Genomic DNA, 24,222 nt, shown 5'->3' on the forward strand with positions numbered 1-24,222 from the left:
CTCGCACCGCAGCCCGTCGAACTGGTATGGCCCACGCCCAACCGCGCCTGGCAGGAAGGCCGTCCGATCGCCGACTTCATCCAGCCCACCATCTCGGGTGACCCCATATCCGGCCTCTTCGGCGGAGTGCGCGAAAACGGACGCCAGTTTCACGAAGGCATCGACCTGCTCCCCCTCAAGCGCGACCGCCGCGGCGAAGCGCTGGACGACATTTACGCCGCCCTGCCGGGCATCATCCGCCACATCAGCCAGGTGGCAGGCAACAGCAGTTACGGACGCTACATCGTCATCGAGCACGACACCGTTTCCCCCCCCGTTTACACGCTCTACGCCCACCTCACCTCGACTGCCGCGGGACTCCAGCCCGGCCAGCGCGTCCAAGCCGGGCAGGTGATCGCCCGCATGGGCCGCACCGCCGGCGGCTACGAAATCCCCCGCGAACGCGCCCACCTGCACTTTGAAATCGGACTCATGATGACGACCGATTTCCAAGCCTGGTACGACCGCAAGAAATTCGGCAACCGCAACACGCACGGCCTCTACAACGGTAGGAACCTCATGGGCATCGACCCGCTGGCGGCGTTCACCGCGCTGCGTGACGGCACGGCGCGCAGCTTTGACGATCATTTTGCCCGCATGAAACCGATCGTCCGGGTGCGCATTGCCACCCCATTCGTGCCCGACTTCGCGCAACGCTATCCCACACTGCTGCGCCAGCCCCTGCCCATCACCGGCGTATCCGGCTGGGATGTGCTGGTGGACTGGACCGGCCTGCCCATTGCCCTGACCCCGCTGGGCGCGGACGCCGTGGCCGGCTGGCCGCGCAACGAAGTCCGCCTCTTCGACGTGGACGCCTCCCAAGCCGCCACCGAACTAAGCCGGCATGTTGTCATAAAATACCGCGGCGCCTGGGTTCCCGGCCCCACGCTCAAGACAACCCTGCAACAAGTATTCAAAATTTGGTGAGCGATGCCAACCCCTGCCTTACTCTCCGCGCCCCCGCGCGCCTCCGCGTAAGATTGAGCAAGGAGCGCCCCCAATGTCATCCTGCCGCCGGTTCGCAGTGGCGCGGGCGTCCCGCCCGCAACGTGCTTCCCGTAGCGCAGGCGTCTCGCCTGCAATTCATAGGATGCGCGAAGCGCGGTGCACTCTTCTGCTTTTTGCTGATTCTGTTATTTGGGAAGGCGGCGCTTCGCGCAATAGACTGACTTGCAGGCAGGATGCCTGCGCTACGCTATGACGCGGGCGTCCCGCCCGCATCCTATTGCAAAGCGGGCGGGATGCCCGCGCCACTCGGAATATCGGCGGCAGGATGCCGCCGCTCCGTCAAGGCAATCCGCGTAACATCAGTTAATTCATTGAAAAAAAGGACAGTAAGGCAGCATTGCCCGCCACGGCGCAACGAGCGCAACGCCATCAGCCTGCTGGTGCCTCCGATACCATTTCCCAATCCGAAATATCTCACGCAGGCGCAGAGAAGAAACTGATTTTTGTTGTTTGTTTTCTCTGCGCCTCTGCCTCTCTGCCGTTGCGCCCGTTGCGCCGTGGCGTGAAACCCAGTCTCTCCGCGCCCCCGCGCCTCCGCGTGAGATTCTCAGCGTTGCGCTCCCTGCGCCAAAAATTACCACGGCTGCGTCTTTTCCAAGCTCGGAGGCACGTGACGCTCCAGCACCAGTTGCTTGCCTGCGTAGATCCGCAACTGGATGCCCACGATCTCGTCGCTGATCTTCTCCTTCGGCTTCTTGTTGTCCGCCCAAATGTAGCCGCGCTGCAACTTCGTTGACGAAAGCTGGATCGCGTCCGTGCGAAACTCCGCAGTCTTGAACGAAGCCAGCACGCCGATCTCCGCCGCGCTGTCCACATGGCGAATGCCGCCTTCCTTCTCGGCATTTTTGAACGATCCCGGATCGTTCTGCACAAACACCCGGTAACGCGCCGTGAGGTCGGACAGGGTTTGCGACGAGCGGTTGGTGATCGATACACGATAACCCGCCTCATCCACTATCAGAATCAGTCCCTTCTGGCTCTTCTCGTCCTTCTTCGTGTTGTAGGTGGCGCGCATCATCTGCACATCCAGGGCCGACGCCGGGATCGGCGCGGGTTTGGCCGCCTCCGCCCTGATCCATCTCTGGTCCGCCTCGCTGAGTGTCGAGAGAGGCAGGTCAAACACGCGCCCGTCGTCGCGCTTGATTTTGACCGTGCCGTCCGTGAGCGAAACGAACTCCGCCTGAATCGCCACGCCCTGCTTGTTGGTGAACGTCCGCACTTCGCCTGCCCGGACTGCCGCCGCCATTCCCAAAACGGCCACCACCAGCATTAACATCAACCTCACCGTCACCCGCCGCACACCCTGGCTCTTGAAGCAAAAGAGATGATCCATAGTGCCTGTCATGAATGCGTTCTCTGCGCGCCAGCGCAAGCCCCCGCTTGGCCGCTGCGTCACGACAACTCCCGCGCAACATCAACTCTCAAGGGAACCTCTAAAAATTGCACAGAAGGTAACCAAGAAAACGAAGAAAACCAATTAAGATGAAACTTTTGTTCTCAACAACCCATTGAAAATAAATAAATTAAAACACATTATACTCCCTGCCTTTATCTTCGTTTTCTTCGTTACCTTCTGTGCAAAAATGAATTTTTAGGACCTCCCTCAATAAACCCCGCCGACGTCCGATAGGATAAGCGACGCGCATCTCTTCATGACGGCCGCTCCCTGCAAACTCATCCCAAACCTCCTCGCCGAAGCTCAGGCCCACCTTCAGGCAGGCCGCCTCGTCCGGGCCGATTCCCTCTGCCGTCAACTCCTGCAACACGCCCCGCGCGACGCCGCCGTTTATTACCTCGCGGGCCTGCTCGCCCTCCGCCTCCAACGTCCGGCGGAGGCCATCACGCGGCTCATGACCGCCCTCCGACTCTCCCCCGACTCCGCCCCCGCCGCCACGCTGCTCGCCACCGTGTTGATCGACGCCGGGCGCGCCGCCGAAGCGGAAATCATGCTCGCCAAAACCGCCCGCCTCGCCCCCCGCTCCGCCGGGATCGTGAGCGCCCTCGCCCATGTGCAAAAACTCCAAGGACGAGTGAAAGAGGCCGCGTCCGCCTACGAACGCGCCACGCAACTCGCCCCCGACTCCCCCGACATCTGGAGCAACTACGGCCTCACCCTCGCCTCCTTCGGACAGAACCTCCGCGCGCTGCAATGCCACGAACGGGCGCTCTCCCTCGACCCGCGCTTCGCACCCGCGCGCTTCGGACGCGCCCAAGCCCTGCACAAAATTTACCGGATCGAGGAAGCCCTCGCCGATTACGACGCCTGCATCCGCCCCGGAAGGCTGCCGGCCAAAAACGCCCTCCTCGCCCGCAGCTACCGCCTTTTTGCCCTGCAAAACAGCGACACCCTTTCGCGCGAGGCGCTGTTTGCCGAACACCTCGCCTACGGGCGCGCCGTCGGAGGGACGCCTGCCCCGCGTCGCGCGCCGCTCCTCGCTCCAGACGCCCCGGCCCCGGCATCCACGGACAACACCGCACACGCAACCGCCCCGCAACGCCCGCTCCGCCTCGGCATCCTGTCCCCTGACCTGCGCACGCATTCCTGCGCCTATTTTCTCGAACCCATCCTCCGTCATCTCGATCCGCGCGAGTTCGAACTGCTGCTCTACCACGACTCTTTTACGGAAGACGAAGTCTCCGCCCGTTTCAAACGCATGGCCCGCGTCTGGCGCAACTTCGTCGGCCAGTCCGACGCCGCCCTCGAACGCGCCATCCGCGAGGACCGCCCCGACATCCTCATCGACCTCACCGGCCACGTCGGCATGACCGTCCGCCTGCCCGCCTTCGCCCGCCGGCTCGCCCCGGTGCAAATCACCTGGCTGGGCTACCCCGACACCACCGGCGTGCCCGCCATGGACTATCGTTTCACCGATGCCGTCGCCGATCCACCCGGCGACGCCGACCGCTTCAACACCGAGCACCTCGTCCGCTTCTCCTCCGTCGCCTGGAGCTGGCAGCCCCCCGATGCCCTCGCGCCCGTCGCTCCGCCGCCCTGCCTCGCCAGCGCCGGGGCGAGCGTGACGTTCGGCTGCTTCAACAGTCCCACGAAATTCACCGACACCCTTTTCGCCACCTGGGCCCGTCTCCTCGCCGCCGTGCCCGGTTCGAGCCTGCTCCTCAAGGGCCGCGACCTGGAGGATGCCGGCGTGCGCGCCCATCTCTTCGCCCGCATGAACCGCGCCGGACTCCCGGAGGAACGCACGGAACTCCTGCCCCGCACCGCCGACACCGCCTCCCACCTTGCGCTCTACAAACGCGTGGACATCGCGCTCGACACCTTTCCCTACAACGGCACCACCACCACCTGCGAGTCCCTCTGGATGGGCCGCCCCGTCATCACGATTGGCGGCGACCGGCACGCCGCGCGCGTCAGCGCCTCGCTCCTCACCGCCATCGGCCGTCCCGAATGGATCGCGTCATGCCCGGACGACTACATCCGCCGCGCCGCCGCGCTCGCCGCCGATCCGGCTTCGCTCGCCGCCGCCTCCGCCGGCCTGCGCAGCCAAATGAGCGCCTCCCCGCTCATGGACCACGCCGGCCAGAGCGCCCGTTTCGCCGCCGCCCTCCAAGCCTGCTGGCGCGCCGTTGTCCACCCCGCCAATCTTCTTTAATCCCCCCCCTCCCCATGATTTTCCCAACAATAACGCACTCCCCCGCCCCCCTCCCCCCCCTCTACGCCAACGGCCCCGCCACTCCCGTTGCGGCTCTTCGTGTATTGCCCGTGGGCGGGACCGGTCGAAGACGCTGGCGACTTCCTCGCCCGTCTGCCGCACATGAATCTCTCCCCGTGGATCGGACAAGGCGCCGACGAGCACATCCGGCGCATGGCCCGGCTCGACGCCGACTGGCACGGCGAATCCGTCCGCTGCCTTGCGCAACTCCCCTCCCCTCTCTCCCCGCCCGCAGCCGCAACCGCGCCCCGGTTTCTCCCCGCCCGCACGCTGGGCACGACGGGCTTCGCGGGCTTTCTCGACGCCTGCCGCCGCAAACCCGGCGATGAAACATGGTGGCTGATTTTCACCGCCCAGCATCCGCAAAACCTCGGTTCCCTGCTGGAGCCCCTTTGCGATCAACTCCAATTCTTCGGCGTAAGGATTTTCCACTACGCCTTCGACGAGGCCAGCCGCACCATGCCGGGCTTTGCCGCGTTCGCCCCGCATCTCGATGTGCTGATCCACGACGAGCAACCGCTCGCCGCCCCCGCCGCCGCCCGGCTGCGTCCCGACTGTCTGGTCCGCCACCGGAGCTGGGTGGCGAACCTGCTCCCCTTCGCCGCCGCGTTCAACGAAGAGCCCGAGGAAAAAATTCTTTTTCTCGGCTCGCAACTCGGCCTCACCGAACATCGGCAGCGGCAGATCGACTATCTTCGACGCCGCTTCAAGGATCGCTTTGTGGCCAGCCACGATCACTCCGTGTCGGTTGCCGACCGCCTCGCGCTCAACCGCTTCAACGTCTGCCTCTGCCCCGAAGGCCGCAAGTTCACCTCCACCGCCATGAGCCGCACCCACACGGACCGGCCCTTCTGGTCGGGCTGCCTCGGCATGGTGCCTGTATCCGAAAATTCACAACACGGCGATCGCCTCGACGAACTGGCCACCGCCGGCCTGATCGTGCGTTACCCGCACGGCGACCTCTCCGCCTTGGGCGACGCCTGCGAACACGCCCTCACCTGCCCGCGCGACGAACGCCGCCGCATCTACGAACACTTCAACCACCACGAAACCGTGGGCTCCGTGGTCGCGGAGATGCTGACTTTCTTAACCGCACATCAAGGACGCTCTCTTTGAAAATGACGCAGAATGAACCATTCAGGCGAAAGACGGGATGACAGTATTTTGACAATTTTCCGGTCAGTCCTGCGCCGACCTGAGCCGGGCCGAAAGGTTGAGCTTGATCAGACTCTTGCCGGAGTCGGCGGATGGAATGCTTTGCAGGGAAACCGCGATGCGGCCGGCTTCCGTCGCGAGGTCCAATGCGCCAATCTCCCCGGCGAGTTGTGCCAGCAGCAACCAGCCATCCGCCCGATTGGAATCCAGTCGCAGGCAGGTCTGTAGTGCGCGCGTGGCTTCGCCCTTCTGTCCGTCCGCCGCCAGCGCGCGTGTCAACGCGAACCAGTAATCCGCCTGCTTTGGCCGCTGCTCCACCGCTGCCAGCAAGTATTTTACGGCGTCCTTCGTCCGGCCCCCGGCCAAAAGTGCGAGGCCGTGCAAATGACGCGCCTCCGGGTCGTCCGGGGCGCAGCGCAACGCCTGTCCTGCCTCGAAGGCTGCCGTGAACGGATCGTTGCGCTCCAGCGCCGCCCTGCCCGCCGCCACCGCCTTCGCCACGGTGGTGAGTGCGTCGCAGCGCACCGGTTCCCGCGAGGCGCGAAATGCTTTGCGTCCCGCCGCCTCCAATTCGTCGAAGGCCGTCTCGATCAGGTGGCCGAAGGCATCACCTGCCGCCAGCGTATCCAAAAATCCATGCCACGCCGCTTTTCCCTCCTCCAGTCGCTGGCGCGCCGCCTGGCGTGCCTCCGCGCTGACCGCCAGCCTCGCGGCCTTTTCTTCGACACCATCGCCTGACGTGACCGGCAGGCCGGCGTCAATTGCCACAGTCTGCCAAAACACCTGCTCCGCTCCCGGCGCGGCGAGGAAAACATCCGCCAGGCCGATGACCGCCCGGCTCTCCGCGAACGATGCCTCGTCGGGCGCGAGCACGATCACCCGCGCCGGATCGACACCCTCCGCGTGCAACGATTTCCGGATCGCCGCCAGCAACCGCTCGCCACTGCCGGGCGGGCGCTCCCGCCCCGGCGTCACGTAAACCAGCAGACGCGAACCGGGGGCGCGCTCCAGAATCCGGGCCCAGGTCGCAAGCGTAGCCGATGCCACCGCCGGCGCATCGAGTACCGTCACCAGCAGCACCGCATCCGTCGGCACGTCGCCGAGTCCCTCCCGCGAATAAACCAGCAAGTCCTCTCCCGGCGCGGATTGCAGCGCGAACACGGGCGACGGTCCGCGCGGCACGGCCAGACGCTCGCTAAGATTTTCCAGAGCGACAGTCCTTCCCTCCGCCGTTTTTTCGGCCCCCACCCGAAGGTCGATCTCGGGAAACCCCGAGGTGTTCCCGGAGTCGCCGCCGAGCAGCACCTGCAGCGGCGCGTTGCGGTGCAGAGCCAGGCGCGTGAGGTCGTCGTGCGCCGTGGTGATCGTTTCCGGAAACACGAGCACATCCAGCATGGCACCCTGCACCGTCATCGCCTGCTCCTCCAACGATTCCGGCAGAAGGTGAAACCCGGCGGCGAGCGAACGGCATTTTTGAGCGAATGGAGAATCCGACTTCGCCAGCGCCAGCAACACCACCTCGAAATTCGCGGACGGGAGATGCTCGAAGCGCGCCAGCGAGGCGCAGGCCGAAGGTGAACGCATCCAGTCTGTATCCAAAAATCCGATTCGCAACCGGCGTCCCGCGCGCGCCTCCGCCGCCGGATCGAACGGCACGACCTCGCTTCGGAAATACCGCGCCAGAATCCGTGCGCGAGCCTCCGCCAGACGACGCCGGCCAGCAGCATCCATCCACAGGGCGGCGGACGATGAGGAATTGGGCAGCCAGGCCGCGAGCGCCTCGCGCACCGCCGTCGAGCCGACATTGCGCTCCGTCCATCGCGCCAGTTCCTCCGTGCGTGCGGCGCGCACCGCGCTTTCCGCCCCGGCCTCGAACACCACCGGCACAGCAAACAGCCACCGGGCGTAGTCCGCCCACAACCAGCCCGGCGCGGCCTCCAGCGAGGGCGCATCGGACCACTGCCTGGCCGGCGTCAGCAGCATCGCCCCCAGCAGCCCCGGCCAGCCTTCCCCAGCCAGTCGGCGCGCCTCCACAAGATCGTCGGACGGAACAGGAGAGTCATGCGCGCCGCTCTCCAACAATTCCCTGATCAATGCGCAGGTTTGCGCGATGACCGGATCGTTCACCTGCCGTTTTGGCAAGCGGACGATCACTCCGCTGGTCCGACGCAAAACCTGCCGCAGATCGTCGTCGCGCGATGAGTCCGCACCATCATTGGCGCGCGCCAGCCATTTACTCAACGCCGCGCGGGCCGCGTCGATGGCGGCGGACGGAGCATTGTCGATAACGGAAAAATCCAACGAGGGAAAACGAGGGGAAGATGCGGAGGCTGGCATGGTTTTTTGAACAAAGCAGTTTCCGCGCCTTCGACCCAGCCACCTGCTTAACCAATTTACAACCAATCCATAACACGTGAAGAAAAACGACGTCTGTTTATGCCGGTCCTGCTTCCCGGCAAAAACTGCCGGTCATTGCCCGCCCATCCATGTCAGCGCAGCACAATCCGGCCCGCCAGCCCGTCCGGAAAACCCTCCGGGACGACCCGCGTGCCATCCTCGATCCACAAGGCGATCTCGCCCGGCTCGTGGCCCCACACTCCATCCGCGCGGCTGAAGGCGAAGTCTGACGCCTGTAGTTGGAAAACAACGACAGCCTGTTCGCCCGGCTCAAGCTCCCGCGCATGAAAACGCCTGAGTTCGCTCACCGGCCTGCTGCGGCTGGCGACGAAGTCGCGCGCATGAAGCCTCGTCAATGCGCGACCGGGACGCCCGCCCGTGTTGCGCACCGTCACCCGCGCCTCCCAGCGGTTTTCCCCGGACGGTCGAACGTCGAAACCCTCCCACGCAAACGTTGTGAACCCGAGCCCGTATCCAAACGGGAATTGCGCCCGGTCGGGCGCGTCCAGATAACGGGAGGCGGTGGACGGAAGAGGGCGGCCCGTCGGATGACGCGAATAGTGGACCGGCACTTGCCCGGCAAAGCGTGGAAACGACGCGGGCAGACGTCCGCCCGGATTCGCCCGTCCCGTCAGCACGTCGGCCAGCGCCGCGCCTCCGGAGGAGCCGGGGTGCCAGGCCACGAGCAACGCATCCGAAAGACGCGCCACCTTGTCGAGCGCCAGCGGACGGCCCGTGAACACCACCGTCACGAGCGGTTTCCCCGCGCGCTCCAGCGTTTCGAGCAGCGCCTCCTGTCCCGGCGGCAGACCCAGGTCGCACACCGAGTGAGCCTCGCCGCTGCGGCCCGGATGTTCGCCAACCAGCGCCACCACGACATCCGCCGCCAGAGCGGCCTCGACCAGCGAATCCGTTGTGCGATGCACCACCACGCGCACAGCCGCGCCCGCGACTGCGTCCGTCAGAGCTTCGGCCACGCTCCGCACATGCTCGACGCGCCCGTCGCAAGTCCAGGTGCCGAAGAGTTCCTCGCGGCATTCCGCGAACGGGCCGGCCAGCAAAACAGTTTGCTTGCGCACGACGCCGGAGGGGGGGGGGGGGAGGAGGGGCAGCGCGTCCCTTTCGTTTTTCAACAGCACAAAACTCCCCTCCGCGAAACGCCGCGCGAGCACCAGCGACTCGTTCAACGGCGGCGGCACGGGACGCGCGCCCTCGCGTTCGCGCAGTGGATCGTCGAAAAGCCCCGCGGCGAATTTCAGACGCAACACCCGCCGCACGGCGTCGTTCACCAGTGCCTCGTCCACCACACCGTCGCGCACGAGCGCGGGCAAATGTTCGAGGTAACAACCGGAGACCATGTCAACATCCACGCCCGCCTCGATGGCCAGCCGGGCGGCCTCACGGCGGTCGGCGGCCACGCCGTGGCAGATAAGTTCGGCGATGGCGTCCCAGTCACTCACGACCACACCGTTAAAACCCCATTCGCCCTTCAACACCTCGCGCAACAGGCGGCGGCAGGCGGTGGCGGGGGTGCCGTCGATCTCGTTGAACGCCGCCATCACCGCAGCCGCGCCCGCCTCCACGCCACGCCGGAACGGCGGCAGGTAAACCTCGCGCAACTCATGCGGGCCGACGGCGGCGCGCGCGTAATCCCTCCCCCCCTCTGCCAGTCCGTAGCCCGCGTAGTGTTTCAGGCATGACAACAGAGGAAAGCGCCCTCCCTGAAAACCGCGCACCGCCGCCGCCGCGAGTTCGCCGGCGAGCACGGGGTCCTCGCCGAAACCCTCGGCGACACGGCCCCAGCGCGGGTCGCGTCCGACGTCAACCACCGGCGAAAACGTCCAGTGCAACCCCTCCGCCGCGGCCTCGGCGGCGGCGGTGCGCTGCGCCTCCTCGACCAATTCCGGGCTCCACGCCGCCGCCTGGCCCAGCGGAATCGGAAACACCACATGATGCCCGTGGATGACATCGCGGGCGAAGAGCAGCGGGATGCCCGTGGACTCCAGCGCGACGCGTTGCAGGCGCGCCGCCGCCTCCCACGACGTCGCGCCATCGTTGTGATGCCCGGCAAATGCACCTGTCGAAAAAATCGCGCTGCCGACGAGCCCCTTGCGAACCAGCGTCTCGTTTTCTGCGTGAGGCAGGGCGACCTGGTGCAGTTGTCCCGCTTTTTGCTCCAACGTCAGACGGGCCAGAATCACATCGATTTGAGCCTCCCATTTCAGCAAATCCGCCTGGCCTCGCACTGGGGCGCCCGGCACGGGACCGGGGAAAAAATGGGAGCCGTCATCATTAGCGGCGGCGGCGGAATCGGAGTCGGGCATCAGGTCTGAAGGCATGGCAAAAATCGATTTTTATGGAAACGCTTACACTCGTGATGCCAATCTGTTCAAGTGAATAGCTACTCTGTAAAAAACATTCCTCTTAAAAATCTATTGACGACGTTCTTTTTATTTTGTGTAAGCGCATACAAACAGCAACCCACAGCACCACACACGCGCCGCATCCCCCCCCCCCCCCCCCCTGTTTCTCTCCATGCCTCCCACCGTTTACGACCTTTGCGAAAAAAGCGGTTTTTCAATCGCGACGGTTTCCCGTGTTTTCAATGGCAGCAGCAAGGTGTCCGACGAGGCGCGGCGCAAAGTGCTGGCGGCGGCGGACGCGCTTGGTTACTCGCCCAGCTTCGCGGCGCGCAGTCTGGCCCGGAAACGTTCGGATTTGGTCGGGGCGATTTTTCCGCGCATGGCATCAGGATTTTTTGCCGATGTTTTGTGCGGCCTCGACGCGGCGGTGAAGGTGGGCGGCTTCCATTTGCTCACGGCGTTTTCACATGGCGCGGATGACGAGCGCGAACTGGCGGAACGTTTCGTGCAACAACGGCTGGTGGGAGCGTTGATTGTCATGAATTTTCAACTACGCAACGATTTCCTCGCGCGGCTCGGCAAGGGAGGCGTTCCGGTGGTTTCGCTCGACGGCCCCTCGAAAAACCTCTCGTCCGTATCGATCGACAACGCCAGCGGGATGCGCCAGCTGCTCGAACACGTCGCCGCGCTCGGTCACCGCCGGCTGGCCGTCCTGCCGGGCCGCGCGGATGCTTTTGATTCCAACCAGCGCCTCGAATCCTGCCGGGCCGCGGCGGACAGCCTCGGGCTGGAAATTCCCGATGGCTGGTGTTTGCCGGGCGGTTTTACCGAGGCGGGCGGTTATGAAGTTGTCCAAAGTCTTCTTGCCCGCGGCGCGCGTCCGACCGTGATCGCGGCCTTCAATGACCTCATGGCTTTCGGTGCAATCCGCGCCTTGCGCGAAGCCGGTTTGCGCGTGCCGGAGGATGTTTCCGTAACGGGTTTCGACGACATCGAACTCGCCGCGCCCTACAACCTCACAACGGTGCGCGTGCCCATGTTTGAGCTTGGCAAGATCGCCGGCGAAGCCGCCCTGGCGCATCTCAACGGCGAACGCAAAACCATCAACCGCGTTGTCGAACCCCGTCTCGTCCGCCGCGGTTCTTCCGCCAGGGCGTCCCTATCCCGGCATCCGTCATGAGCCACCCTTTGTCATTCGCAATTTAACCACCTCACCCATCACCACCATGACACACCACAAAGCACATCCATCCACAATCAAACGACTGGCTCTCCCGGTCGCCTTCGCAGTGGCCTTTGTCGCCGCCGCTCACGCCGACATCGTTTCGATCCACACCGACAGCTTTGAAGTCTGGCCGCAAAATCCCGAATACCCCTACTGGCCCATCGTAAGCGAAACCGGTTGGGACGGTGCCGGACCGGGGGGAACCAATGGCTGGGAGGGCACCGCGCTCTACGGCATCAGCAACGTCGAGGCGCGCACCGGAACCCAAAGCCTGTTCTTCAAAAACCTCGCCGACACAACAAACGGCAACAGCTTCGTAATCAAAAAATCCTTCGATATTTCCGCCCACGATCTCAGCGGAGGCGACGCCACGCTTTCGTGGAGCGTTTATTCCAAAATGGACTCCGCTTACCTCTATGGCGGCAGCGGCGCGGATGTCTATATCCGCACGCGCTATTACGACGACGCCGAAGGTGGCAACTTGATTGAGGCCAACGAAAGCACCGCCGCTTATTACACCGACTGGGCGGAAGTGACGTATGGGAAAAGTCTCACCGGCAATCTCGTGAATGCCAAACGTGTTGAAATCGAATTTAACGCGATCAATTGGACGGCGGTTTCTGGCGGCGCCATTTATCTCGACGACCTCAGCGTTTCACTTACCACCGGCGCCATTCCCGAAACGGCGACTTACGGGAAAATTGCAGGTTTGTTCATTCTCGCATGGGCGATTTTTGGTCGTCGTATGTGGAAATTCTGAATCACAAAAATCGCGCCGTTTTTTCGCGGCGCGGCCACCCCCTCCCCCCCCCCCCCCCCATGCGAAATCTGATCCAAACTTTAGCAATGACGGCCGCATTTGCGGTCGCCGCCCATACAACTCCCGCCGCGACCGACGGACAAATTTACGCCAACGATTTTGAAACCCCTGCCCAAACCTGGGACGCCGGTTTTTATTCCCCGGTGGAACCCTCCGGCTGGTTTCACGGCACCAACATCGAAAAAGGTTTCGAGTGGGCCGCCAACAACAACGGCAAACGACCCAAGGGCGGCATCGTCAAAACCACCGGCAACGACGGCCTCAGTCACTCCGGCACACAAGCCCTCTACTTTGAAGGCGCGGGTGAATACACCGGCACCCGGCACGTCGAGTTCGGCACGGCAAAAACACCCGCCGAACTCGGTATCCATTTGGATGCAGGAAGTGTTTTGTCCGTCGAAGCCTGGACACGTTTCGTCAACTGGAAACACACCGGCGGCAATCAGGATATTTATCTCGCCATCCGTATCCGCGACGCCGCCGGTGCGGAAATTTTTTACAAGGACCAGGGCCTCACGCCGCAACCCGAATGGACGCGCCACGCACTCGTGACCGGTCCGCTGTCCAAGGCGGTCACGGAAGGCGCGGCGAAAATTGAATTCATCGCCAAATACATGGCATGGGAATCAGGCAACGCCACCGGCACCGTGTATCTGGACGATTTTGCCATCAGCCTCAAACGTTCCACCGTTGCGAACCTCACACCGTTGCCTGTTGCCTCCGCGCGCAATCCGGAAGTGGCGCGCAAGGCCTTCGCATGGATTGTCGCCCAGCAACGCGACTGCGGACTCATGTCCAACCAGCTCGACGACTCGTTTAGCGGCCTCTACGTCAACGCCCTCGCCGCCTTCTGTTTTCTCCGTCAGGGCGAAACCGCACGCGCCGAACGCATCTTTGATCTCATGGAAAAATGGCGTGTGGCCCACTGGGGAACCGCGCAGGATAAACAGGGTTTTCCGCAGGCGTGGAATGCCGGCACAGGCGCGGCCTACATGGACAGTGACCGCTGGGTGGGCGACAACGCCTGGCTCCTCCTCGCCCTCGAATATCACCGCGTCAAAATCGCCGGCTCCGGAAAATACGACGCCATGCGCGCCGCCATCGCCGACTGGCTCGTGTCCCTGCAAGACCCCGCCGACGGCGGCATTCGCTCCGGCTTCAGCAAACGCGGCACCATGACGCACAAATCCACCGAGGGGAATCTTGATTGTTACGCCGCGCTCGTCTCGCGTCCTGAAGCGCGGGAGAATGTCCTTCGCTGGCTGGAACAAAAAATGTGGGTGCCGGAGGAAAAGCGTTTTCGCACCGGTTCGACGGTGGACAGCACCGCGCTCGACTGCGTCTCATGGGGAGTGTCCACCCTCGGGCCGAGGTACGCGGATGCGCTCGCGTATGCAGAAAAAAACTACATAATCACCGCGCCTTACGACGCCCGCCCCGGTTACTCGGTCATCGGTTTTGGCGACCTGCCCGGGCACAACAAGGTGTGGTTTGAGGGCACGGGTGAGATGGCCGTCGCCTACCGCGCGGCGGGTCGCGACGCCGACGCGGAAAAATGGCTCGCCGCAATGGATGCCGCCGCGCTACCCGTCGGCGACTCCGGCCTCGGCTGGCCGTGTTCCAGCACGGAGCCGCCGTGGGAGGGCGGCACCACAAAACCCTTCGTCGCCTCCGGCGCCTGGTATCTGTTCGGTGCCTGGAACTTCAACCCGATGAACCCCGCGTCATGGAACTGAAACTACAAAACCAAGCAACAATCGCGCGCGGACGTGCCGCCTTCACGCTGATCGAATTGCTCACGGTGATTGCGATTATCGGCATATTGGCGGCGATCATTATCCCGACGGTTGGCAAAGTCCGGCAGACCGCAAAGAAGGCGCAGTGCGCGTCCAACCTCCGCCAGATCGGAACGGCGTTCCTGCTCTACGCGCAGGAAAACAAGGGCAAACTCCCATATCACTCCGCCAATGACAACGGTCATCCCGCGAAGTCCGTTCTCGGTTACGAGCAATGGTATGAACCCATCGCCCTCGCGATGGGCTACAAGGCGGACAGCAACACGCACGACGGACGTGATTACTTCGGCTGCCCCTCCGCCCCCGCCGACAAACCCTCCTCCGAAGGCTGGGCGCACTACGTGATGAGCCACGTGCTTTGCGGCCTCGACACCTCGGCCATCGAAGTCCCCTCGCGCCGCATCGTCGCCGCAGACGGCACAGGCTGGACTCGCAACAGCATCTGGGATTCGCGCCCCGCGAACCAACCTTACGACGGCCTGCGTTATCCCGATCCCAGCACCTGGTATGCCCCGCACGGAGACGGCGCGAACTACGTTTACCTCGACGCCCACGTCCAGTTCTGGCAGTCAGGCAAAGTCCCCTACAACGCCCTCGATTATCTCGCCTGTCCCCAATGCGCCAATGGCAGCCACTGATTTCCCTCCCGTTGTCTTGCGTTTTTTGCGCCTCTTCGCAGCCATTCCGCCATTGGTTTTCGCCGCTGTTTTCGCCTCCCCCCCTCCCCCCCCTGAGCCGCGAGTCGTTGTCGAGTATTGGGAAAAATGGACCGGTTTCGAGGCGAAGGCGATGGAGGACATTGTGGCCGCGTTCAACGTCTCGCAAAATCGCATCGAGGTGCGTTACAGCGCGGTCAGCCAGATTGACCTGAAACTGATGCTCGCCATCGCGGGCAACCGTCCGCCCGACGTGGCCGGGTTATGGTCGTTCAGCCTGCCCGCCTACGTCGAAAACAACGCCCTGCGCCCTCTCGGCGGACTCGCCCGCGCACACGGTGTCGGCGCCTCGCTCTATCTCGACTCCGTGTGGACGCTGTGCCGTTACCAAGGCTGGTTGTGGGCGTTGCCCGCCACGCCCTCGTCGCTCGCGTTGCACTGGAACAAAAAACTTTTCCGCGAGGCGGGTCTCGATCCCGAAAAACCGCCAGCGAGCATCGGCGAACTGGAAAAATTCAGCGAACGCCTCGCCCGCCGCGAACCCCCGCCGGGCACAGGCTGGCGCGTGCTCGGACACCTGCCGGAAGAGCCGGGCTGGTGGCGTTCCATGTGGGGCTACTGGTTTGGCGGACAACTCTGGGATGGCACCGCGCGCATCACCGCGGACTCACCGGGAAACCGCCGCGCGCTCGCCTGGGTGCAATCCTGTCCGCGCAACTACGGACTGCGCGAGGTGTCGGGTTTTCTTGAAGGTTTCGGCAACTTTGCCTCGCCCCAAAACGCTTTTATCCAAAACCGCGTCGCGATGGTTTTGCAGGGACCGTGGATGTGGAATTTTTTGAAAAAATACGGAGACGGCGACTTCGAGTTGGGCGTGGCCGCGTTCCCGCGCGAAGACGGCGGCACGAACCCGGTGACCATCGTCGAGACCGATGTGCTCGTCATCCCGGCCGGTGCGCGGCATCCGCGTGAGGCGTTCGAGTTCATGGCGTTTGTCAACCGCCCGGAAAACATCGAGCGGCTGTGCGCGGCACAGTGCAAATTTTCGCCGCTCGCCGTTGTGAGCGAATCGTTTTGGACAAAACATCCGCATCCGCACATCCGCGTGTTTTACGATCTGGCGCGCAGTCCGGAGGCGCGCGCCGCGCCGCAACTGGCGACATGGAGCGCGTATCGCAACGAGATGGACCAGGCCGTGAAAGAAAGCTGGGCCTTGCGCGGAGCGCCGGAAACCGCCCTGCGCGGCACGCAGGCGCGGATGCAGTCCGCGCTGGACAAACGTCTGTCGCGCTGGAGCCGTCTTGTGCCAAAACTCGAAGTGGACTGGACAAAAATCGAAACGGCGGACGCACAAATAAGAACCGCCACCGGAGCAGGGGGGGGGGGGGAGGACGGAGCGGGAGGTAAAGCGCCATGAATAGCAGGACGCGCAATTTTCTCACGGTGATGTTTTTTATTCTGCCCTGGCTGGCCGGATTTGGCGCGCTCACGCTGTATCCGCTGGCGAGCGCGGCGTGGCATTCGTTTTGCGACTACTCGGTGCTGACGCCCGCCTTGTGGACGGGAATGGACAACTACGCGACGATGATGAGCGACGCGGTGTTCTGGCGTGCGTTATGGAATAGCGTTTTGTTTTCCGCGATTTACCTGCCGTTAAGCATCGGCGCGTCGCTGCTGCTCGCGTTGCTGCTCAATCTGCGCGTGCCCGCGAAAGGCGTGCTGCGCACGATTTATTTCCTGCCGACCATCGTGCCGATGGTGTGTCTGGCGGTGATCTGGCAATGGCTGCTCAAAGGCGACGGCGGACTTGTCAACGCGCTGGTGACGCCCGCGCTGGATTCGCTGAATGGCATATTCGGATTTCAACTACGCGCGCCCAACTGGCTGCTCGAACCCAACCCGGCGCGCATCGCCCTGACCTTTGCCAGCCTGTGGACGACGGGCAACACGGTGCTCATTTATCTGGCCGCGTTGCAGGGCGTGCCGGTGCATCTTTACGAATCCGCCGAACTCGACGGCGCAGGCACGTTTCAGAAATACTGGCACATCTCCGTGCCGTGCATTTCGCCGGTGCTTTTTTATACGATTGTCAGCGGATTGATCGGTTGTTTGCAGACGTTTGCCGTGCCTTACGTGCTGGCGGGCGGCGGCGACGGACCGGACAGGTCGTTGCTATTCCTGAGCACCTACATTTTTCAAAATGCCTTTCAGTATTGGAATATGGGATACGCCTGCGCGTTGTCCATGGTGTTGCTGACGCTGGTCGGTTTGCTCACCTGGCTGCTGATGCGTTTTTCCGCGAAACGGATTCACTCGGAAGACGGCTGACTCTCCCCCCCCCCCCCTTGTTTTTACCATGCGTTGCGAACCCGGCTCCTCGTTTTCCTTTCGTCTCACGGCCTTTGTTTTGCTGGTCGCGGGGGCGGTGTTGTTTGTGCTGCCGTTTTTCTGGATGATCAGCACCTCGCTCAAGCCGCTCAACGAGACGATCACGATCCCGCCCAGATGGTGGCCGTCGGTCGTGCAGTGGCGGAATTATCCCGAGGCGATTGCCGCGATGGGGCATTTCTGGCTTTACGCGTTCAATACGCTGTGGATCGCGCTGCTGTCGGTGATCGGTTGCGTGTTGAGCAGCGCGATGGCGGCCTACGGGTTTTCGCGGCTCGAATGGCGGGGACGCGACCGGGTGTTTTTTCTCGTGCTGGCGGGCATGATGCTGCCGTTCGCGGTGACGGTGGTGCCGCTCTACGGTTTGTTTCGCGGGCTGGACTGGATCGGGTCGCCGAAGCCTCTGTGGGTGCCGGCGTTTCTGGCGCCGGCGTTCAATGTGTTTTTGTTGCGCCAGTTTTTCAAAACGCTGCCGCGCGAACTGAGCGAGGCGGCGCGGATCGATGGTTGCGGCGAGTGGCGGATTTTCTGGCAAATCATCCTGCCGCTGTCGAAGCCGGCGCTGGCGGTGGTGGCGTTGTTCCAGTTCCTGGCGAGCTGGAACGATTTTTTCGGTCCGCTGGTGTATTTGACGGAGCCGAGGCAGTTCACGTTGTCGCTCGGTTTGCAGGCATTCCAGAGCCAGCAGGGCGGCACCGAGTGGCATTATCTGATGGCTGCGGCGGTGTTGGTGACGGCGCCCGTGGTGCTGCTGTATTTTCTGTGCCAGAAGAGTTTCAAACAGGGCATTGCCACCACGGGCGGAAAAAACTGAAGCGGCAGGGGCCGGTCTCGCCAGCGCGCTGACCCGTTTCGGTCATTTTGCACGCACTACGACACAACAAAACCCCCGCACACCGGAAAGGCATGCGGGGGCGTTGCTGAGGCCGAACAACCCCTGTTCGGCTTGGTTTATCCCGGACTGTTTACACTACCCTGATCCATGAACCGCCAGTCCCTTCCTCCTGAGTTGGGAGGGACTGGCGACCCAGATTACTGCAACAGCGACAGCGCGATTTGCGACGAGCTGTTGGCCTGCGAGAGCATCGAGGTGCCGGCTTGCACGAGGGTGTTCCAGCGGGCGAGCTGCGTGGACTCCGAGGCCACGTCCACGTCCACGATGCGGCTGTTGGCGGCTTCAAGGTTGGCCTTGTTGGTCGTCAACACGTCGGAGGCAAAGCCGAGGCGGCTTTGTTCCGAACCGTTCTGCGCGCGGAGGGTCGCGACGTTCTCGATCGCGGTGGCAATGGAACTGATGTCCGTGAAGCCACCCAGACTGGTCTCGGTAATGAGTCCTCCGATACCAACGTCGGTGGCGCTCAAATCCTTGGCCGTGATGGCCACGGTCTGGCTGCCGTCCTCGGAGACGGCGACCGACTCAACCGCGCCGGCACCCGCGGAGCCGAACAGTGCGACGCCGTTGAACTTCTCAGCGGCGAGCGAGGTCAACTGCAACTGGAGCTGGTTGAACTCGACATCGTAGTTGGCCTTGTCGCTCGCGCTCTTGGTCGGGTCCTGGTACAGCGTGTAGAGTTCGGAGATGCGGTTGAGCACATCACCGGCGGTGGACAGCACGCCGTCCTGGGTTTCCAGATACGACACGGTGTTGGCGATGTTGGTACTCGTCGCGCCGGAGCGGGTGGCCGCGGCGGAGAGTTTCAGTGAGACGGCCAGGCCGCCGGCGTCATCCGCCGGGCTGACAATCTTGGAACCGCTGGAGAGCCGGTTGAGGCTCTTTTGCAGCGCCGCGTTGGAGGCCGACAGATTGTTGGATGCAATCGTCGCCGCGTAGTTGGTGTTAATTACAACTGCCATGGGTTTATCTTTCCTTGATGGATGCGACGTCCGTCGTCGCCACGAGCCCGAAGGGGGAACGGTTCCGGGCCAGACCGATCAGGGCATGTGCCCCAAAGTGAAAGAGCGCGCCGCGCGGGACAAACGGCAGCGGCACGCCCGGATGGTGGTGCTTTTACTGGAGCAGGCTAAGGACGGTATTCGCGCTTTGGTTGGCCTGGGAGAGCATGGAGGTGCCCGCCTGCACGAGCGTGTTCCAGCGTGCGAGTTGCGTGGACTCCGCAGCCACGTCCACATCGATGATGCGACTGTTGGCGGCTTCCAGATTGGTCTTGTTGGTTGTCAGCACGTCCGACGCAAAACCGAGGCGGCTCTGTTCGGCGCCGTTGCTCGCGCGGAATGTGGCGACGTTCTCGATCGCGGTGGCGATGGCACTGATGTCCGCGAAGTCACCCAGACTGGTAATCGCACCCGACGTATCGGAAATAATTCCTCCGATGCCCACGTCGGTGGCGCTCAAATCCTTGGCCGTGATGGCCACCGACTGAGAACCGTCTTCAGAGACCGGCACTGAAAAACCCGTGGCGGAAAACAGCGCCGCACCGTTGAATTTTTCACCGGCAAGCGAGGTCAACTGCAACTGGAGTTGGTTGAACTCGACATCATAGTTGGCCTTGTCGCTCGCGCTCTTGGTCGGGTCCTGATAGAGTGTATAGAGTTCGCCGATACGGTTGAGCACGTCGCCAGTGGTGGCGAGCACGCCGTCCTGCGTCTCCAGGAGCGAGATGGTATTGGCGATATTCGTGATCGCGGCGCCGGAACGGGTCGCGGCGGCGGTGAGCTTCATGGAGACCGCGAGGCCGCCGGCGTCATCTGCCGGGGACACGATCCGGGAACCGCTCGAAAGCCGGTTAAGGCTCTTTTGCAGATTTTCGTTGGACGCCGAGAGATTGTTGGCAGCAATCGTGGCGGCGAAGTTGGTGTTAATAACAACAGCCATGGTATCTTCCTTGATTTAGTTTGGCGAAAAAACCCTGTCCGTAGGGCGACGGGCCGGTGAGAGAGGAACCGGGGCCAATCCGACTGCGGTTTGCATCGCAGATGGGGTCTCAATACGACACGCCCGCCGCCGGACTTTAGAATTTTGAAAAAAATCCCGCGCCGCCCCCCCCGCGCCTATTTTCTAAACTCCTTCATCTCCGTGCCGATAACCACCGCACACATACGATCATGGCATCCATTCAACTTAGCGGCCTCATCTCCGGACTCGATTGGGAGACTTTTGTTGACGACATGCTCCAACTCCAGCGCGTCCCCATCACCAACCTGCAAACCAAACAGACCGAAAACACCTCAAAAATCAGCGCCCTCAACACCCTCAATTCCTACCTCGCCAACCTGCGCACCGCCACCAAGTCCCTGCAAGGCGACGGCGTCTTCAACGCCCGCACCGTCACCTCCAGCAACACCGCCTGGACCGCCAGCGCCACCGCCGGCACCGCCACCGGCACCTGCGCGTTCAACGTCACCAGCCTTGCCACCGCCAGCAAACTCACTGGAGCCGCCCGCATCAGCAACGGCCTCGCCGCCAGCGCCGAAGACGCCCGCAACCTCACCCTTGCCACCCTCCCCACCACCACCGCCGTCACTGCCGGCACCCTCACCATCAACGGCGCCAAAGTCACCCTTGCCGTCACCGACTCGCTCGGCGACGTGTTCGATAAAATCGCCACCGCCACCAACAACGCCGTCACCGCCGCCTACGACCCCACGACCGACGGCATCACGCTCACCTCCACCGATGGCACCACACCCATCGTCCTCGGCGCCGCCAACGACACCTCCAACTTCCTCACTGTCGCCAAACTCCACGCCCCCCCCACGGGTGACGCCACCAGCATCAGCAGTTCCGCCAGCCTAGGCCGCACCGTGACGACCACTGCCCTCGCCAATGCCGGCCTCTCCACTCCGATCACCGCCGTCACCGAAGGCGACGGCACCGGCTCCTTCACCCTCAACGGCGTGCAAATCGACTACAACGCCAACACCGACTCCCTCACCACCCTCATCAAGCGCATCAACGCCAGCGGGGCCGGAGTCACCGCCACCTACGACTCCACCAACGACAGCGTTGTCCTCACCAACAACTCCACCGGCAGCCTCGGCCTCACACTCGCCAACGACACCGGCGGCCTCCTCACCTCCCTCGGCCTCACCCCCGGCGCAGGCGCCGCCACCAAGCTCGGCGACAACGCCGTTTTCACCCTCAATGGCGGCCCGGCGATCACCAGCACCAGCAACACCCTCACCGCTGCCGACCACGGCATCACCGGCCTCACCCTCAACCTCGCCGCCACCGGTTCCGGCACACTCACCATCGGAGCCGACACCGAGACCATGCGCAGCGCCATCGACACCTTTGTCTCGGCCTACAACGCCGTGCAATCCTACATCGACACCGTCACCGCCACCAACGTCTCCGGCACCACCGTCACCAGTTCCACCCTCAGCAAAAACCGCGAAGTCCAGAACTGGGCCTCTCAACTCCGCTCCACCGTCTTCGCCTCCATCAACGGCCTTGACGACACCGTCTCCCGCATCACCGACCTCGGACTCGACTTCAAAGGCACCTCCTCCCAACTCAACATCACCGACTCCGCCAAACTCGACGCCGCCCTGCGCAACAACCCCGACGGCGTCGCCGCCTTCTTCTCCACCGGTTCCACCGGCTTTGCCGCCCGCCTCGACACACTCCTCAACAACTACATCGGCGCCACCGGCACCGGCGGCCAAATCAAGGACCAGACCAACGCCCTCGCCAAGGCCAACGCCAAGATCGACGACCAGATTGCAGCCCTCGAAAAACGCATCGAAGCCCAGCGCGTCCGCATGGAGGCCACCTTCATCGCCATGGAAAGCTCCATCTCCAAATACAACCAGATGCAGACCCTCCTCGAAAACGCCCTCGGCACCAACAAAGACGACAAAAAGTAAAACCAACCCAAATCGAATTAAACCGACTTACATCGACTTAACTCGAAAACAAAATGGCCACCACCACCACACCCGCCCCCCCCCCCCAAGGCATCCTCAAAACCAGCGCGATTCTCCTGCTCCTCCTTGCGCTCATCCTCCTTGCCGGCGGCTGCAACACCGCCACGCGCGACGCCCTTGAAATCGGCCCCTTCTACGCCCCCGCCAACACCCGCGGCGCGTCTCTCTGGCCCGACGACATCCGGCGCGTTGCCGTCCTCCCCCTCGACGGCACCGCCGCCGCCCTCCCCGACGACTTCATCGCCTCGCATGACCCCATCTGGCTTGCCGCCCTCCAGCACACCCAGCGCGCCGAGTTCGTTCCCGTATCCCGCGACCAAATCGCCTACCTCGCCCAAGGCCGCCGCTCCGTTGACTCCACCTCCGTTTTGCCCGCCGTCTTTTTCGAAAAAATCCTATCCATCACCGGTGCCGACGCCGTCATTTTCTGCGACCTCACCGGCGTCACCCCCTATCCGCCCCTTGCCATCGGCCTCCGCGCCAAACTCATCCACCTCCGCCGTGGCAACCTCATCTGGGCCTGCGACGAACGCTTCGACGCCAGCGTCGCCACCGTGGGCAACTCCGCCCGCCGCTTTGCCCGCAAGACCGGTGACGGCTCCGGGCGCGGCGACCCCGTGACTGCCATTCTCCAGAGCCCCGCCCGCTTCGCCACCTACGCCACCGCCGAAGTCGCCGCCACCCTCCCCCCCCGCCGCAACGAAACTCCAGACTCTAAACTCTGAACCCAACCACCATGACCACCCGACCACTCACCAGCACCGACACCGCCGCGGCAGCCGCGGAACACATCACCCTCTCCCAACGAACCGGAATCGGGCTCGGGATTGGGATCAAGATCGACAACAAAACCACGCCCTCTGGCGCGACCACCGACCAGTTGATGACCACCCATGCCATCCGACTCCGTGCCGCGCTCGACGACGTTCCTGAAATCCGCCCCGAAGTCCTCGCCCGCGCCCATGCCCTGGCCACCGATCCCGACTGGCCCGGCGCCACTCAAATCGAGCACATCGCCCGCCTCCTCACCGAATCCCCCGACCTCACCGAAGACACCCAATAAACAAATTCCCTCCCACCGCTGCCATGCTCCCCACCGCCCAAGCCCGCCTCTATCAACGCCAGTCCATCCTCACCGCCAGCCCCGGCCAACTCGTCGTCATGCTCTACGACGGCGCCCTCCGCTTCATGGCCCTCGCCCGTGAGAACTTCAAACTCCCTGCGACCGACCATCACCGCATCGAGCACATCCACAACGCCCTCCTTCGCGCCCAGGCCATCCTCCGTGAACTTCAGGCCACCCTCAATCACGACGCAGGCGGCGAAGTGGCCGCCAACCTGGATCGCCTCTACGACTATCACATCCGCCGGCTCGACGAAGCCAACCGCCGCAAAGACGAAGCCCCCATCATTGAAGTCGAACACCTCGTCGGCCAACTCCGCGACGCCTGGGCCGAAATGCTCCGCAACAATTTCAGCTTTTAGAGCATTGTCGGTTCAATTTGTCGCAAGATTTAAGAGATCACGCAGAGGCGCAGAGAAAACATAGATTACTAATTATAAACAAATTACAAACATTGTATTTTTCCGGCTCTGCGTTCTCTGTGTCTCTGCGTGAGACAAAATAAATCGAAAATGCTCTAGCCTTTTAGCTTTTCAGCTTTTCCTCCGATGCACCGACTCCTTAACGCCCTCGAAAACCTCGCCGCCCGGGAAAACGCGCACATCGAAACCGAAGACTGGACCGGACTCGACCAACTCCTCGACCGGCAACTCGCCCTCCTTCACGCCCTCCTCGCGCAGCTCCCTCCCCCCCC

Annotated in this window: 19 protein-coding genes; 14 read left to right on the plus strand and 5 right to left on the minus strand. The window is 63.2% G+C overall.

Features of this window, described 5'->3' with window-relative positions:
• On the plus strand, nt 1-966 hold a 966-nt coding region (locus OBACDRAFT_RS03730; RefSeq protein WP_052361035.1), incomplete at its 5' end, for a M23 family metallopeptidase.
• Between the two features lie 655 nt (nt 967-1,621).
• Here OBACDRAFT_RS03730 and OBACDRAFT_RS03735 read toward each other — a convergent pair.
• On the minus strand, nt 1,622-2,380 hold the full coding sequence (locus OBACDRAFT_RS03735; protein ID WP_052361036.1) for a hypothetical protein: 759 nt from the start codon (nt 2,378-2,380) through the stop codon (nt 1,622-1,624).
• A 319-nt stretch (nt 2,381-2,699) separates the two neighbouring features.
• Here OBACDRAFT_RS03735 and OBACDRAFT_RS03740 point away from each other — a divergent pair, with 319 nt between their 5' ends.
• Nucleotides 2,700-4,658 carry an O-linked N-acetylglucosamine transferase, SPINDLY family protein gene (locus OBACDRAFT_RS03740; protein ID WP_043582918.1) on the plus strand — a complete coding sequence of 653 codons (1,959 nt, stop codon included), beginning with the start codon at nt 2,700-2,702 and terminating at the stop codon, nt 4,656-4,658.
• A 99-nt stretch (nt 4,659-4,757) separates the two neighbouring features.
• Nucleotides 4,758-5,834: a hypothetical protein gene (locus tag OBACDRAFT_RS03745; protein WP_198529841.1), complete on the plus strand. Its 1,077-nt coding sequence runs from the start codon at nt 4,758-4,760 to the stop codon at nt 5,832-5,834.
• A 63-nt stretch (nt 5,835-5,897) separates the two neighbouring features.
• Here OBACDRAFT_RS03745 and OBACDRAFT_RS03750 read toward each other — a convergent pair whose 3' ends face one another.
• Together OBACDRAFT_RS03750 and OBACDRAFT_RS03755 are read right to left on the minus strand one after the other, a co-directional pair.
• Complete coding sequence (locus OBACDRAFT_RS03750; protein ID WP_157836905.1) at nt 5,898-8,210, minus strand: tetratricopeptide repeat protein; 2,313 nt, start codon at nt 8,208-8,210, stop codon at nt 5,898-5,900.
• A gap of 152 nt (nt 8,211-8,362) precedes the next feature.
• Nucleotides 8,363-10,609 (minus strand): glycoside hydrolase family 3 N-terminal domain-containing protein, encoded by a 2,247-nt coding sequence (locus OBACDRAFT_RS03755; RefSeq protein ID WP_052361037.1) that lies wholly within the window; start codon nt 10,607-10,609, stop codon nt 8,363-8,365.
• Nucleotides 10,610-10,805: 196 nt separating this feature from the next.
• Between OBACDRAFT_RS03755 and OBACDRAFT_RS03760 the strand changes: the two genes are divergently transcribed.
• The 7 genes from OBACDRAFT_RS03760 to OBACDRAFT_RS03790 all read left to right on the plus strand — a co-directional run bounded on the left by OBACDRAFT_RS03760 (nt 10,806) and on the right by OBACDRAFT_RS03790 (nt 18,332).
• Nucleotides 10,806-11,813: a LacI family DNA-binding transcriptional regulator gene (locus tag OBACDRAFT_RS03760; RefSeq protein ID WP_052361039.1), complete on the plus strand. Its 1,008-nt coding sequence runs from the start codon at nt 10,806-10,808 to the stop codon at nt 11,811-11,813.
• Nucleotides 11,814-11,859: 46 nt separating this feature from the next.
• Nucleotides 11,860-12,618 (plus strand): hypothetical protein, encoded by a 759-nt coding sequence (locus OBACDRAFT_RS03765; protein ID WP_043582924.1) that lies wholly within the window; start codon nt 11,860-11,862, stop codon nt 12,616-12,618.
• A gap of 86 nt (nt 12,619-12,704) precedes the next feature.
• Complete coding sequence (locus OBACDRAFT_RS03770) at nt 12,705-14,414, plus strand: hypothetical protein (protein WP_043582926.1); 1,710 nt, start codon at nt 12,705-12,707, stop codon at nt 14,412-14,414.
• Nucleotides 14,405-15,112, plus strand: a complete 708-nt coding sequence (locus OBACDRAFT_RS27425; protein ID WP_052361041.1) for a type II secretion system protein — start codon at nt 14,405-14,407, stop codon at nt 15,110-15,112. Before OBACDRAFT_RS03770 ends, OBACDRAFT_RS27425 begins: the two co-directional genes overlap by 10 nt.
• Entirely contained in the window at nt 15,099-16,547 is a 1,449-nt protein-coding gene (locus tag OBACDRAFT_RS03780; RefSeq protein ID WP_043582928.1) for an ABC transporter substrate-binding protein, read from the plus strand. Before OBACDRAFT_RS27425 ends, OBACDRAFT_RS03780 begins: the two co-directional genes overlap by 14 nt.
• Nucleotides 16,544-17,458 (plus strand): carbohydrate ABC transporter permease, encoded by a 915-nt coding sequence (locus OBACDRAFT_RS03785; protein WP_043582930.1) that lies wholly within the window; start codon nt 16,544-16,546, stop codon nt 17,456-17,458. The genes OBACDRAFT_RS03780 and OBACDRAFT_RS03785 overlap by 4 nt, the downstream gene beginning before the upstream one ends.
• A 124-nt stretch (nt 17,459-17,582) precedes the next feature.
• Nucleotides 17,583-18,332 (plus strand): carbohydrate ABC transporter permease, encoded by a 750-nt coding sequence (locus OBACDRAFT_RS03790; RefSeq protein ID WP_198529842.1) that lies wholly within the window; start codon nt 17,583-17,585, stop codon nt 18,330-18,332.
• Between the two features lie 218 nt (nt 18,333-18,550).
• On the opposite strand, the gene OBACDRAFT_RS03795 is transcribed toward OBACDRAFT_RS03790, so the two are convergent.
• Together OBACDRAFT_RS03795 and OBACDRAFT_RS03800 are read right to left on the minus strand one after the other, a co-directional pair.
• Nucleotides 18,551-19,372 (minus strand): flagellin, encoded by an 822-nt coding sequence (locus OBACDRAFT_RS03795; protein ID WP_043582934.1) that lies wholly within the window; start codon nt 19,370-19,372, stop codon nt 18,551-18,553.
• A gap of 154 nt (nt 19,373-19,526) precedes the next feature.
• Entirely contained in the window at nt 19,527-20,351 is an 825-nt protein-coding gene (locus OBACDRAFT_RS03800) for a flagellin (protein ID WP_043582936.1), read from the minus strand.
• A 230-nt stretch (nt 20,352-20,581) separates the two neighbouring features.
• Between OBACDRAFT_RS03800 and fliD the strand changes: the two genes are divergently transcribed.
• Genes fliD through fliS form a run of 4 tightly spaced genes read left to right on the plus strand, consistent with a single transcriptional unit; the run spans nt 20,582 to nt 23,890 of the window.
• Entirely contained in the window at nt 20,582-22,345 is a 1,764-nt protein-coding gene (gene fliD / locus OBACDRAFT_RS30515; RefSeq protein WP_043582938.1) for a flagellar filament capping protein FliD, read from the plus strand.
• 53 nt (nt 22,346-22,398) lie between these two features.
• Nucleotides 22,399-23,130 (plus strand): hypothetical protein, encoded by a 732-nt coding sequence (locus OBACDRAFT_RS03810; protein ID WP_052361044.1) that lies wholly within the window; start codon nt 22,399-22,401, stop codon nt 23,128-23,130.
• A gap of 11 nt (nt 23,131-23,141) precedes the next feature.
• A complete protein-coding gene (locus OBACDRAFT_RS03815) occupies nt 23,142-23,468 on the plus strand; it encodes a hypothetical protein (protein WP_043582940.1) in 327 nt (108 codons plus the stop codon).
• A gap of 23 nt (nt 23,469-23,491) precedes the next feature.
• Complete coding sequence (gene fliS, locus OBACDRAFT_RS03820) at nt 23,492-23,890, plus strand: flagellar export chaperone FliS (RefSeq protein ID WP_043582942.1); 399 nt, start codon at nt 23,492-23,494, stop codon at nt 23,888-23,890.
• Nucleotides 23,891-24,222 lie beyond the last annotated feature (332 nt).

The sequence above is a fragment of the Geminisphaera colitermitum TAV2 genome (assembly GCF_000171235.2).
GTDB classification, from domain to species: domain Bacteria; phylum Verrucomicrobiota; class Verrucomicrobiia; order Opitutales; family Opitutaceae; genus Geminisphaera; species Geminisphaera colitermitum.